Here is an 11,645-nt window from a genome sequence, read left to right on the forward strand (position 1 = left end):
CCTCAGCTCGTCACGCTGACGAGTGTCAGCAGACCGGGGTACAAGGCGAACAGCACGGTCACCGGGAGGATCAGGAACACCACCGGCACCATCATCGCCACTTCCTTGCGGCCACCGGACTCCAGCAGCGCGCGCTTGCGTGACTCGCGGACGTCGGCCGACTGGGCGCGCAGGACGTCCGCCATCGGGGTGCCGCGTTCGATGGCGACGACCAGGCCGGAGAGGAAACGTCCGAAGGGTTCGAGGGTCGTGGCGTCGGCGAGGTCGGTGAGAGCCCGGGTCAGCGGCTCGCCCGAGCGGGCGCGGGCGAGCGCCGAGCCGAGGTCGCGGCTCAGCTCGCCCTGCACGAGGCGACACACGCGGGCCAGAGCCGCGGCCGGCGCCTCCCCCGCGACGACGGCCAGGGCGAGCAGGTCGGCGACGACCGGGAACTCGGCCATCATCCGGTCCTCCCGCCGCGCCAACGACTGGGTCAGGAACCAGTCGCGGCCCAGCACGCCGGCGACGAGGCCGACCAGCGCGGCGGCGGTGACCAGCAGCGGCGACACCCCACTGCGGGCGGCGCCCAGCGTTGCGACGAGCCCACCGGCCGCGAGCAGGCCGACGGCACCCCACACCACCTGCTCGATGCGGAAGTCCTCGACCGTGCCGCCGCTCCCGAGCCCGGCCAGGCGCCGACTCACCGAGGCCCGGCCGCCGACGATCCGGTCGAGTGTGCGGGTGAGCGCGGCGAGGGCCGGGCCGCCGACGGTGCGCCACGACGGCGCGGCGGCGGTGCCCAGCAGGCGCGAGGGTTGCGGGGTGTCGGCGACGTAGGGGGCGACGCGGTCGACGAGCCTGATCGGGCGCATCGGCGGCGAGGACCGGACGGCGACGAGCACGCCGACCGCGAACAGCAGCCCGAGCAGACCGCCGAGCACCACGCCCGTCACCGGAGCACCCGCTGGTCCTCGGGCAGTCGGCCGATGCGCAGCATGACGCGGTAGGCGACCAGGCAGACGGCGGCGCCGATGACGAGCAGCAGGCTGCCGCCGGGTGAGTCGTACGCGGAGAGGGTGTCGGACTGGGTGCCGAGCAGCAGCAGGACGAGCCACGGCGCCGCGACGGCGAGACGCGCGGCGTTGACCGTCCACCCCTGGCGGGTCTCGAGCTCGGACCGGGTGCGGGCGTCGTCACGCAGCAGGTCGGACAGCGTGCGCAGGACCGAACCGAGGTCGGTGCCGCCGACGTCGCGAGCGACGCGCAGCGTCTCGCAGACACGGTCGCCGACGGGATCGGCCAGGTCGTCCTCGAGCGCGTCGAGGCACTCGGAGAACCGACCTGAGACGCGGTACGCCGCGCCGAAGCGGGCGAACGCCGGCCGCAACGGGGCCGGGCCGCGGATCCCCAACGCGGTCAGGCCTTCCGGCAGCGACATGCCGGCCCGAACCGCACTGGCGAGGTTGTCGACCGCCTCCGGCCACAGCTCCCGCAGGGCGACCTGCCGCCGCAGCCGCATCCGCCGCACGACCACCTCCGGCGCCACCGCACCGAACACGGCGAAGCACAGTGCAACGGTCACGGCCTGGGTGATGACCAGGACGACGACGCCCGCGATCACTCCGGCCAGGACCTGCAGGACGACGAACTGGGCGGGGCTGATCGCGGTGATCCCCGCCTGCCGCAGCCGTTCACGGCGCCGCTGCAGCCAGCCCGGCCCGCGGGTGGCCCGTTGCGGCGCCCGCGGCCCGCTGCGCCAGATGAGCAGCAGACCCAGCCCGAGCAGCAGCCCGCACACGGCACCCATCACGCCACCCCGAGCAAGGCAGGCAGGTCGATCCCGGCATCGGCGAACCGCTCGACGTGCGGCGGGAACCCGTCACGCCGCACCAGCCGACCGTCGACCAGGCCGAACAGTTCGGTGGTCTCGATGACGTCGCGCTCGACCCGGCCGGTCACCCCGACGACCTCACGCACTCGGCGGCGGCCGTGCCGGTCGAGACCGACGTGGACGACGAGATCGACTGACGCTGCAACGGTCGGGACGACGAAGGCGGCCGACACGTTCTCGCCCGCGAGCAACGGAAGTGTGCACATCTTCACGAGGGCCTCCCGCGCCGAGTTGGCGTGCAGGGTGCACATGCCCGGCAACCCGGAGTTCAGCGCGATCAGCAGGTCGAGGCACTCCTCCTGCCGCACCTCACCGACGACGAGCCGCGAGGGCCGCATCCGCAGCGCCTCCTTCACCAGCCGCCGCAGCGGGATCTCACCGGTGCCCTCGAGGTTGGGCTGGCGGGTCTGGAGTGCGACGGTGTCCGGTTGCGGGACCTGCAGCTCGAAGACCTCCTCGACCGTGACGATCCGTTCCCGCCCGGGGATCGCGCCGCACAGGGCGTTGAGCAGGGTGGTCTTGCCGGCCTGGGTGCCGCCGGAGACCAGGACGTTGAGCCCGGCCGTGACGGCGGCGTCGAGGAACCGGTGCACCTGCGGCGTCATCGAGCCGGCCGCGACGAGCTGGTCGAGGGTGCGCAGCCCGATGACGAACTTGCGGATGTTGACGGCCATGTGGCCGCGGGTGATCGGCGGGATCACCACGTGCAGCCGGGAGCCGTCGGGCAGCATGGCGTCGACGAACGGCGCCGACAGGTCGATCCGCCGCCCCGAGGTCCGCAGCATCCGCTCGACCAGCTCGGCGACCTGCGGCGCGGTGAGGATGACGTTGGTCAGTTCCGACCGCCCGGCGCGGGCCACGAACACGCGGCCGGGCTCGTTGATCCACACCTCCTCGATCGAGTCGTCGTCGAGCAGCGGCTGCAACGGCCCGAAGCCCGCCACGGCGTCGAAGACCGAGCGCCCCACCGCTGGCGCGTCGACCAGCGGCGGCAGCGACGAGGTCACCGCCCGGTCGGCGTAGTCCGCGACGACCTCCTCGACCAGCCGCCGCACCGCCCCCGCCTCGACCGCCGGATCGAGACCACGCCGGCGGACCAGCTCACGGACCTCGCTCTCGACGATGGTCGCGGCGGTCGGCACGGTGCGGTGCTCCTCGGGGGTCGGGGCACACCCGGTCAGACCGGGCGTACGGCTCACTGACCGGGAGCTTACGAAAGAACACGTCCTCGTGCGCAACGATCGGAGAATCTGTGGACAACTCCGTCCGGTGGCCGTCGGACCCGACCGGCATGATGGCCACCGGAGGCAGGCGAGGTCGGAGGTGCACCGTGACAGGCTCCGCGCCGCTGGTCGCCGCCGTCATCGCGGCCGCGGTGTCCCTGCTCGTCGCGATCGGCACCCAGATCGAGCTCACCCGGCGCGAACGGCGGGCGCGCGCGTACGACCGGCGACGCGCGGCGCTGTTGGACACGCAGGACGCGGTCGTGGCCGTGCGCGGGCGACTGCGGGACTACGGCGCCACGGCACGCGCCGGCGGCGGGTTGCCCTCGACCGAACTCGACGACGCCCAGCGTCGTTTCGACGACGCCCGTGACCGTGTGGTGGTGACGTCGAGCCGCGTTGACGACGTCGTCGTGATCGAACGGCTCGAGAGCTGGCTCCACGACGCCGAGCAGCGGTTCGTGAGCCGGCAGGACGTCAGTCCGCGAACCGAGTCCGACGACTGGGACCTCCTCCACGCGGCGTTCGCCGAAGCTCTGCGCTCCTCCAGCGGGAGAGGCACGCGACGCGGTTGACCGGCGGCCGACCCGGGGCTCAGCTGGCGATCGGGTGGGAGGCTGCGACGTCGAAGCGGCTCGTCACGTCCAGTTCCTTGGCCGCGAGGGTCACGTCCTCGGCGAACTGGAACGGCGCACCGACCAGCAACAGCTCGGCCGCGTGAGCGTCGACGAGGATCCGTCGCACGAGTTCTCCGGCGAACGACGCCGTGCCACTCAGCAACTCCGACGCGTCGACGACGACCCGGGCACCGTCGAGGGCGCCGTCACGCGCCGCGAACGCCTCGACCATCTCGGCAGCGAAGTCCCGCCCGGCGACCAGCCGCGGCAGCTGCAGGACCTTCGACTCCGTCATACGGTGCGTCCCTACCATCGAGTTCGATCGGGTGTCAATCGTCTGCTGCCAGTGTGTCACGGTCTCCCGCCCGCCGGGTCCGACGATCCGCGAGGGGCAGGGCGCCTTCGAGGACGGTGCCCCGGAACGGCACCTCGGCCGCCAGGTGCGTGCGACCGGACCGGTCCACGGTCGTGACCGCGTCGTGGGACGCGACGAGCAGCTGACCGTCGAGGGCGGCGACGTCCCGCACCACCGACGGCAGCCCTCGTCCGTGGGTGGCCTCATCGACCCGGCTCGTCCCGGACAGCGCCATGCCGATCGCCGTGCGCGAGTCCCGGGCACCTCGTGAGCGCAGCGTGTGCAGCATGCCGACCCCCGAGTCGGCGACGGCGAAGCGGATGACGCCCGCAGCGTCGACGGTCTGGGCGGCCGCGAACCCGACGCTCTGGGCGTGCTCGTTGACGTTCGCGCTGATCTCGGCCAGCGACGTGAACAACCCGGCGGCGAGGTGACGGTCCGTCTTCTCCACCTTGTCGAAGACCAACTCCGCCAGCGCGCGGACACCGGAGGCGTCGCGCACCACGGTCGTCTCGACCAGCACGTCACTGCGGTCGTGTTCACGTCCTCGGGCCAGGGTGTGGCGCGCGCCGAAGGAGTCGAGGACCTCACCCAGGTGCATGCGCGCGGCGTAGCGGGCCTGCTCACCCGATGGTCCGAGCAGCTCGAACGGCACGCCGTCCCTCGCCGCGGCGGCCGCGGACGCGGCGACGCACACGAGGTGCAGTGGGTCGAGCCACGTGACCTGGCGCAGGTCGACGAACCGGCCGTCGGCCCCGCCCCGGACGCCGACCGCCGTCAGCCGAGCGACGTGCGCGTGGATCCCACGCTGCGACAACGACGTTCCTCCGACCTCCTGCGGCAACCCCTGTCACGACGGTAGGCGTACGCCCCCGACGACGGACGCGGAGTCCGGTGGCGGACGATGTGCGGATCCTGCAGGAGGGAACGCATCGTGATCATCTTCGGCTTCCGCACCATGGTGAAGTTCATCGCCACGGTCAACCTGGTGTGCGGCAACTGCCACAACCCGGTGGCGCAGCAGGTGGCGCGACGGATGCGGTGGTTCACGCTGTTCTTCATCCCGGTGTTCCCGGTGTCGGTGAGCCGGTCGATGACCTGCACGTACTGCGGAGTCACGACGAAGCTCTCGAAGACCGAGGCCGAGCAGGTGACGGCGGGTACGCCGCGCGGTGATGGACCGCGTGGACCGCACGGCCCCGGGCCCACCGAGGCGGGCATCGGGTTCCGGATGGATCCGCCCGGCCCCGGCATGTGACGGACTAGCGGTGCTGGCGGCGGCTGCCGCCGTGCCAGTCCTCCTCGACCGCGTCCCCGGACGACGACGGCTCCCACCCGAACGAGCGCAACTGCGGCCGTTCCCGCAGCGAACGCTTGAGCTCGGCGAAACCGCCGAACTCGGCCAGGCCGATCACGTGGTCCCACAGCGTCGCCGCGTTCTCCGGCGTCGGCCGGCGCGAGATGACCGGACCGAAGAACGCCACACCCTCGGGCGGGCGGAACTGGATGATCGGCGTGCCGACGTCACGGCCGGTGAGGGCGAACGCCTCGTCGGTCTCGGCCTGGATCTGCGCGTCGCGCGAGGTGTCGTCGAGGGACTCCACGAGTTCCGCCGGCAGTCCGGCCTCGGCGAGAGCCGGCAGCACGGAGTCCGGACGTGCCCGCGGGTCACCGTCGGCGTCGACCGGCGGCGGGACGGCCTCGAAGATCCGCGACGAGATCGCGGTGTAGTAGCGGCCGACGGCATCGTTGCCCTGTGCATCACGCACCGCCGCCGCCACCCGTAGCAGCCGCAACCCGCCGGTGTGCCCCGCCTCGTAGTCGGCCGGGAACTGCGCGGCGTAGTCGACGTCCTTGTTGATCAGCCGCAGCGAGATGAAGCGCCACTCGACCTCGTAGGAACGCTGCTCGGCCACCATCTCCACCCAGCGGCTGGTCATCCAGGCGAACGGACACACGGGGTCGAACCAGAAGCGCAGGTCAGCGGTCACGGCTCGACAGTAGGGCGCGTCTCGCCCGTCGCGCAGCAGAGCACGGGCTTTCGAGACGCGCTCGGGGCCGGACTTGCCCGGGGCTTGCGTCCTGACCGGCTGCGCGCGACAAGGCCGACGCAAACCCGAACGACGAGGGTCTGACCCGCAGCGGGCACCCGGCCCGCCACCACCGAGGAGTCACCGTGACCGCCGTCGAGACCGCACCCAGCACCGCCACGACCACCGCGTCGGAGCCGCCACCCACCTGGACGCCGACGACCGTCCTGCGCAAGGCCGGCGGTGTCGGCCTGGTCCTGTTCCCGATCGGGATGGTCGCGGGTGGTCTCACCAGCCCGCCACAGGACAGTGACAGCACCGCCGACTACGTCCGCTCGCTCGCGGCCGACCCGGCGCAGACCGCGCTCTCGGCCGGGCTGTTCCACTACGGCTGGGTCGCCGCGAGTGTCGGCTTCGTCGCGACGATGCTGCTGGTCCGCGGCCGCCGTGGCCGGATCGCGACGACCGTCGGCGCCCTGCTCGGGGCGTTCGGTGCGGTGCAGATGAGCGGTCTGTTGCTGCTCGACCACTACGAGGGCGCGATGGGACGCATCGTCGGGACCGACGCGGCCGTCAAGGTCACCGACGACGTCTGGTCGGGCGGGTGGACGTCGTTCTGGCTGCAGAGCCCGAACATCGCGCTGGCGGTCGGGATCGTGACGTGGGTCGTGGGCCTCGCCCGCGCCGGCCGTCTGCCGTGGTGGAGCCTCGCCACGCCGCTGTTCTTCGCCGCGCCGTTCTTCCTGCCCGGGGCCCTGGGCTTCATCGGCACGATCGGCGTCCTGCCGTTCGTGCTCATCGCGCTCGCCCTGCTCCGACGCGACGAGCCCGCGGCCGGGTGACCCACCGACACGACAGGGGTCCGAGTTCGCGGGTGACAGCCGTCCACCCGCGAACTCGGACCCCCGTCGTCGTGGAAGCCCAGCCGGAGGAGCGCTACTGCTGCGTGCCCAACCGCCGTTGGATCGTCATCTGGATCTGTCGGAGCCCGGTCGGCGCCATGCCGTTGAGCTGCGACTCCACCAGCCGGGTGACGGCCGGGTCGTAGCGCGGGATCTCCGAACTCTGCATGAGCACGGTGCCGGCACCGGTGAAGTCGTACTGGCGCTCCTCGCCGGACTGCACGCCGAGCACCGAGTTCGCCATGGCACCGAGGAAGCTGTGCATCCAGCCGGTGTCGTAGTGCACCGAGGGGCTCGGGCAGTCGGCCCAGCCGAGCAGGGCCTCGGGGTCGACGCGCATCGGCGGCTCGGCGAAGATCACCGGCCCGTTCGACGACGCGAGGAACTTGCCCGTGCCGATGAGGGTCAGGAACCCCGGGATGATCGACTGTTTGAGCTCGAGGCCGGTCTCGAACCCGAGCAGGTTCGTCGCCTTGATGGTCAGGTTGCCGTTGTCGAGGTCGTAGCTGTTGATGTCGAAACCACGGTCGCCGAGGATGACCTTGCCCTGGCCGTTCGTGACCACCCAGTCCTGCGCGTAGAGCGGCGAGGAGAACTTGGTCGCGACCAGCCCGATGAGCGAGGTGGCGGCGAGCGCCTCGAAGCGGACCTGCCCGTAGTACGCGATCATCGCCCCCTTCTTGACGAACCACGGGTTCGAGATCTCGATGCAGAAGGCGTAGTTGTTGACGTTGTCGTTGTCCGGCAACGTCATCGGGTTGAGGATCTTGGGCTCGGTGGGAGCAGTCATGACGGGCGCCCTCTCACAACTTCTGCTCGGAGGCCTGCACGTAGACCGTGCCCTGGCCGCTGATCTTCAACTGGATGGCCTCGCCGGAACCGCGGCCCACGGCCTCGCGGAAACCGATCTTCGCGGCGACGTCGACCTTGAGCTGGCCGAGGGCCGCGACGTACGCCTGCGGGTCGACCGACACCGGGCCGTTCGGTCCGACGTTGATCGCGATCGCACCGCCGTGCGAGAGCAGCGCGACCGAGCCCTGCCCCTGCAGCTGCGTGGTGAACAGGCCCTGCCCGGAGATCGCACCGCCGATGGCCTGCCGCATGCCGCCCTGGCCCAGGAACACCGTTGACGACTGCAACGATCCGTCGTGAGCCAGCAGCCGGTCGGCCTCGACCTGCAGGTTCATGCCCGGCTGCACGTCGATGATCGTGATGTGCGCGCCGCGGAAGCCGTACCAGACCTCGCCCTGACCCTGCGCCTCCATCATCGGCTCGTGCTCGCCGGCCGCCCGCTGCATGAGCATGCCGCCGATGCCTCCGAACGACGGCCGCCCCGCGCCGCCCATGCCGATCGCGCCGTGCGGCACGAAGTGGACGTCACCGGTGTAGGCGAGCATCGCCCCGCGCCGGGCGATGACCGGGCCCGTCAGCGGGACCTTGATGACCTTGCTGTTGACCTTCTCGAAGTTCGGCACTGGTCGTGTCTCCTAGGTCCCGCTCGTCGCGAGCGGCGCTGAGGTGTGGTGGATGCGAGGCGGAGGAGAAGCCGGTACCGCTGTTGTACCGGTGCCGACGACAACGAAGCAGACGCCGTGCCTCAGCGTCGCGCAGCAGAGCATGGACCTGGGAGCCACGGCCTGGTGTCCCCCGCCTCAGATGTCGCCGAAGAGCGAGCCGCGCTCGGCCGGCTGGATGTAGACGACGCCCTGGCCCTGGAAGGCGAGGCTGAACGCCTCACCACTGCCCTCGCCGATGGCGGTCTTCCACGACACGTCGGTGACGAAGGTCTGCTGCAGTTGGCCGCGGTAGGCGATGAAGGCGTCGGGGTCGACGACCAGGGGGTACTGCTGCGACACCTCGAGAGCGATCATCGGACCGTCGGACAGCAGGGCCACCATGCCGTCGCCGGACACGGTCGTCGTGAACAGGCCCTGCCCGCTCGACGCGCCGCGCAGGCCGGTGAACTTGACGTCCGTGCGCAGCGGGCCGTCGATCGCCAGGAGCGCTTCGGACTCCACGAACAGCGTGTCGTTCTGGATCCGGACCAGCTCGATCTCCATCGCGTCGACCGCGAGGTAGACCATGCCGTGGCCGGTCATCTCCATGAGCTTGAGCGACTCGCCGGTCATCTTCTGTTTCAGGGCGGCCTTGAAGCCGCCACCACCGCCCATGCCGGCGTGCTTGAACTCGACGTTGCCCTCGTACGCGACCATCGCGCCGCTCATGGCGCGGACGGTCTCGTTCTGGACGAGGACCTGCAGGACCCGTTGTCCGTTCATGGTGAGCTGAGCCACGAGCGAGCACGCTAGTGCATACGGGGCTCGAACACAGTGCCGACGGCTTCCCGGAAAGGCACAGTCACCGGGACTCGCAGACAGCACACAGCCCGGGCCGCGACGTCCTGGATCGCGGCCCGGGCTGTGGCTCGGGGTCGGGCGTGGCTGTGGGCGCTCAGCCGTCGGTCGCGAGCGTCAACTCCGTCGCGGCCTTGGCGTTGGCGACCTGGGTGCAGTCCGACGCGGTGACGACGCCCGTGGACTGCAGCGACGAGCACGCCGAGGCGAGCGCGGTGTTGAAGGACTCCCAGCCGCTGTAGGCGGTGAGGGTGTTCTCGACCTTCCAGAACAGTGCCTCGGCCTTGCTGTAACCGATGCCGCTGACCGAGTAACCGTTGAAGGAACCACCGGCGGTGATGAGGTACGCCGTCTTCGACGTCGGCCCGCTCATGCCGTGCACCTCGCCGTTGTAGTCGAAATCGGGCGAACCGATGCGGTCCGGGTGCGGACCACCCTCGACCGACGCCGGCGGGTTGCTCATGTCGCGGATCGCGCCGATGCCCGGCAGGTCCTCGCCGACGAGCCACGCCACCGACGCGGAGTCGTTGCCCGCCCCGTTCTCGATGTCCTCGAACTCGCCCATGATGTCGCTCATCGACTCGTTGATGGCGCCGTTCTGCAGGTTGTTCACGTTCTGCGTGACGCCGTGGGTCAACTCGTGGGTGATGACGTCGTCGGCCTGGGTGAAGCCCGCACCGAAGACCATGCCGTAGCCGTTCCAGAACGCGTTCTGCATCGGGCAGCCGTAGGCCGCGGGGCAGGCGCGGGTGATCGCCGACAGGTACTTGCCGCCGCTCGTCGAGCTGGAGTAGCCGATGAGGTTGGTGAGATCGGTGCCGAGTGAGGCGTAGAAGTCCGACGCGGTGCCGAAGCGGGTGTACGCGGCGTCGACGTCGGCGATGCCCGACGAACCACCGCCCTCCGCGCGGGTGGCGCGGCTGTAGTTGCAGATCGAGCTGGTCGAGATGTTCGCGCTGTTGACGTCGCACACCGCGCGCCGCAGCGCCTCGGCCTGCTGGGTCTCGTCGGCGACGACGGCGTTGTCCGCGGCGCTCACCAGCACGTCGCCGTAGACCTTCTCCCCGCCGTTCGGCACGACGCTCACCGAGTAGACGAGCTGCGGGGCCGACGCGCCGGTCTTGGCCACGGCGGGGTCGTACCACTGCAGCGTGGTGCCGGTGACGCGGTAGGTGCCGGCCTGCTTGCCCTTGGCCTTCGAGGTCGCCACGCTCGCCGCGGCCGCGGCGGTGGTCGCCGGGCGGGCAGCGGTGGCGGCGAGACCGGACGAGCGGCCCTGCACGGCCAGCACCGCGCCGTCGGAGCGCAGGCTCGCGACGACGACCGCGCCGCGCACCGGCGTCGCGGCCTCGACCTGCTGGTACCGGACGTCGGTGCCGGCCCGGCCGGTGCGGACGGCCGCGACGGTGAGTTCGGACGGTGCGAGGCCCGCGAGCTTCGCGACCGCGGCGCGCTGCGAGGCGGCGGCGGTCGCGGCCGATCCCTCGGCGGGGCCGGTGAGCGCGGAACCGGGCTCGGCCGCGAGAGCGACGACGTGCGCGCCGCCCGCCTTCGCGGTGGTCACGGGAGCCGCGCTCGCGGTGGCCGCGTGGGCGAGGGCGGTGGTGGTCAGCGCGATCGTGCAGGTGGCGACCGCGGCGGTCCGGAATGCCGGGGGTGTTCTCAACTCGGGTCCTCTCGTGGCGTGCAGCGGGGCGTGGGTCCGCTTTCGGATGAGAGGAACTTATGGGGCAGATCAGGACATGACCCGGTCTGGACCGGTCGCACATGTTGCCAGGCCGAAACCTGCCAGTTGTCCGGATTTGTCCATATCAGGCACGGACGGGCGTCAGCGGGCGCCGAAGTCCCTGACGAGCTCCTCCAGCGCGGGGAGAGCGGTGACGATCGCGCTGCGGCGGTCCGGGGACAGGGTGGCCAGCTCGGCCGACAAGGCGGTGACGGCGTCACGGGACCGACGCTCGAGCAGGTCGGCGGCACCACCGGCGAGCTCGATGAGCTGCCGGCGGTGGTCGGCCGGGTCGACCTCGCGACGCAGCAGCCCCCGCTGAGCCAGCAGCTCGACGGCCTTGGACGCCGTCGGCGGCTGCACCGCCTCGAGCTCGGCGAGCGCCGCGAGCGAGAGCGGGCCGTGGTCGCGCACGGTGGCGAGCATCGACGACTGCGACCGGGTGAGGTCGCCCGGGCGGGTCGGGCGCAGCCGCCGCAGCAGCAGCCCCGCGACCCGCTCGAGCCGGGCGGCCGTCACCGTCGGTTCGTCGGCGCCGGCGGCGGCGGCGTCGGCGGCCGCGGCGCCT

14 protein-coding genes are annotated in these 11,645 nt (G+C 71.5%); 3 read left to right on the forward strand and 11 right to left on the reverse strand.

The annotated features are described in order from the left end of the window. Positions 1-2: 2 nt before the first annotated feature. Genes ACXR2U_RS19220 through ACXR2U_RS19230 form a run of 3 tightly spaced genes read right to left on the reverse strand, consistent with a single transcriptional unit; the run spans position 3 to position 3,051 of the window. Positions 3-932 (reverse strand): type II secretion system F family protein, encoded by a 930-nt coding sequence (locus tag ACXR2U_RS19220; RefSeq protein ID WP_458826691.1) that lies wholly within the window; start codon positions 930-932, stop codon positions 3-5. After that, positions 929-1,786, reverse strand: coding sequence for a type II secretion system F family protein (locus tag ACXR2U_RS19225; protein WP_458826692.1), 858 nt, complete (start codon positions 1,784-1,786; stop codon positions 929-931). Before ACXR2U_RS19225 ends, ACXR2U_RS19220 begins: the two co-directional genes overlap by 4 nt. Then, the gene (locus tag ACXR2U_RS19230; protein WP_458826703.1) at positions 1,786-3,051 is read right to left on the reverse strand and encodes a CpaF family protein; all 1,266 of its coding nucleotides are present in this window, start codon (positions 3,049-3,051) and stop codon (positions 1,786-1,788) included. The genes ACXR2U_RS19225 and ACXR2U_RS19230 overlap by 1 nt, the downstream gene beginning before the upstream one ends. 149 nt (positions 3,052-3,200) lie before the next feature. Between ACXR2U_RS19230 and ACXR2U_RS19235 the strand changes: the two genes are divergently transcribed. After that, positions 3,201-3,668 (forward strand): hypothetical protein, encoded by a 468-nt coding sequence (locus tag ACXR2U_RS19235; protein ID WP_458826693.1) that lies wholly within the window; start codon positions 3,201-3,203, stop codon positions 3,666-3,668. A gap of 19 nt (positions 3,669-3,687) precedes the next feature. Here ACXR2U_RS19235 and ACXR2U_RS19240 read toward each other — a convergent pair whose 3' ends face one another. Both ACXR2U_RS19240 and ACXR2U_RS19245 read right to left on the reverse strand, forming a co-directional pair. Next, positions 3,688-4,005: a hypothetical protein gene (locus ACXR2U_RS19240; protein ID WP_458826694.1), complete on the reverse strand. Its 318-nt coding sequence runs from the start codon at positions 4,003-4,005 to the stop codon at positions 3,688-3,690. A 34-nt stretch (positions 4,006-4,039) separates the two neighbouring features. Next, positions 4,040-4,882: a hypothetical protein gene (locus tag ACXR2U_RS19245; RefSeq protein WP_458826695.1), complete on the reverse strand. Its 843-nt coding sequence runs from the start codon at positions 4,880-4,882 to the stop codon at positions 4,040-4,042. 117 nt (positions 4,883-4,999) lie between these two features. On the opposite strand from ACXR2U_RS19245, the gene ACXR2U_RS19250 reads away from it, so the two are divergent. Beyond that, positions 5,000-5,323: a zinc-ribbon domain-containing protein gene (locus tag ACXR2U_RS19250; protein WP_458826696.1), complete on the forward strand. Its 324-nt coding sequence runs from the start codon at positions 5,000-5,002 to the stop codon at positions 5,321-5,323. A 4-nt stretch (positions 5,324-5,327) separates the two neighbouring features. Here the strand turns inward: ACXR2U_RS19250 and ACXR2U_RS19255 are convergent, their stop codons facing one another. Continuing rightward, on the reverse strand, positions 5,328-6,056 hold the full coding sequence (locus tag ACXR2U_RS19255; protein WP_458826697.1) for a mycothiol-dependent nitroreductase Rv2466c family protein: 729 nt from the start codon (positions 6,054-6,056) through the stop codon (positions 5,328-5,330). Between the two features lie 185 nt (positions 6,057-6,241). On the opposite strand from ACXR2U_RS19255, the gene ACXR2U_RS19260 reads away from it, so the two are divergent. Next, entirely contained in the window at positions 6,242-6,937 is a 696-nt protein-coding gene (locus ACXR2U_RS19260; RefSeq protein ID WP_458826698.1) for a hypothetical protein, read from the forward strand. 94 nt (positions 6,938-7,031) lie between these two features. Here the strand turns inward: ACXR2U_RS19260 and ACXR2U_RS19265 are convergent, their stop codons facing one another. From ACXR2U_RS19265 to ACXR2U_RS19285, 5 genes are all read right to left on the reverse strand, one after another. Continuing rightward, positions 7,032-7,787, reverse strand: a complete 756-nt coding sequence (locus tag ACXR2U_RS19265) for an AIM24 family protein (protein ID WP_458826699.1) — start codon at positions 7,785-7,787, stop codon at positions 7,032-7,034. Positions 7,788-7,800: 13 nt separating this feature from the next. Continuing rightward, positions 7,801-8,472 carry an AIM24 family protein gene (locus tag ACXR2U_RS19270; protein ID WP_458826700.1) on the reverse strand — a complete coding sequence of 224 codons (672 nt, stop codon included), beginning with the start codon at positions 8,470-8,472 and terminating at the stop codon, positions 7,801-7,803. A 177-nt stretch (positions 8,473-8,649) separates the two neighbouring features. Then, complete coding sequence (locus tag ACXR2U_RS19275) at positions 8,650-9,276, reverse strand: AIM24 family protein (RefSeq protein ID WP_458826704.1); 627 nt, start codon at positions 9,274-9,276, stop codon at positions 8,650-8,652. Between the two features lie 172 nt (positions 9,277-9,448). Next, the gene (locus ACXR2U_RS19280) at positions 9,449-11,017 is read right to left on the reverse strand and encodes a M4 family metallopeptidase (RefSeq protein WP_458826701.1); all 1,569 of its coding nucleotides are present in this window, start codon (positions 11,015-11,017) and stop codon (positions 9,449-9,451) included. A gap of 162 nt (positions 11,018-11,179) precedes the next feature. Then, the coding region (locus ACXR2U_RS19285; RefSeq protein WP_458826702.1) for a MarR family winged helix-turn-helix transcriptional regulator at positions 11,180-11,645 on the reverse strand (466 nt) is incomplete at its 5' end.

Source organism: Jatrophihabitans sp. YIM 134969 (assembly GCF_054456675.1).

What these genes read in the sequence shown, in the direction of transcription:
- ACXR2U_RS19225 (WP_458826692.1), bottom strand. Translation starts at nt 1,786, where the DNA reads ATGGGTGCCGTGTGCGGGCTGCTGCTCGGGCTGGGTCTGCTGCTCATC.
- ACXR2U_RS19240 (WP_458826694.1), bottom strand. Translation starts at nt 4,005, where the DNA reads ATGACGGAGTCGAAGGTCCTGCAGCTGCCGCGGCTGGTCGCCGGGCGG.
- ACXR2U_RS19265 (WP_458826699.1), bottom strand. Translation starts at nt 7,787, where the DNA reads ATGACTGCTCCCACCGAGCCCAAGATCCTCAACCCGATGACGTTGCCG.
- ACXR2U_RS19275 (WP_458826704.1), bottom strand. Translation starts at nt 9,276, where the DNA reads ATGAACGGACAACGGGTCCTGCAGGTCCTCGTCCAGAACGAGACCGTC.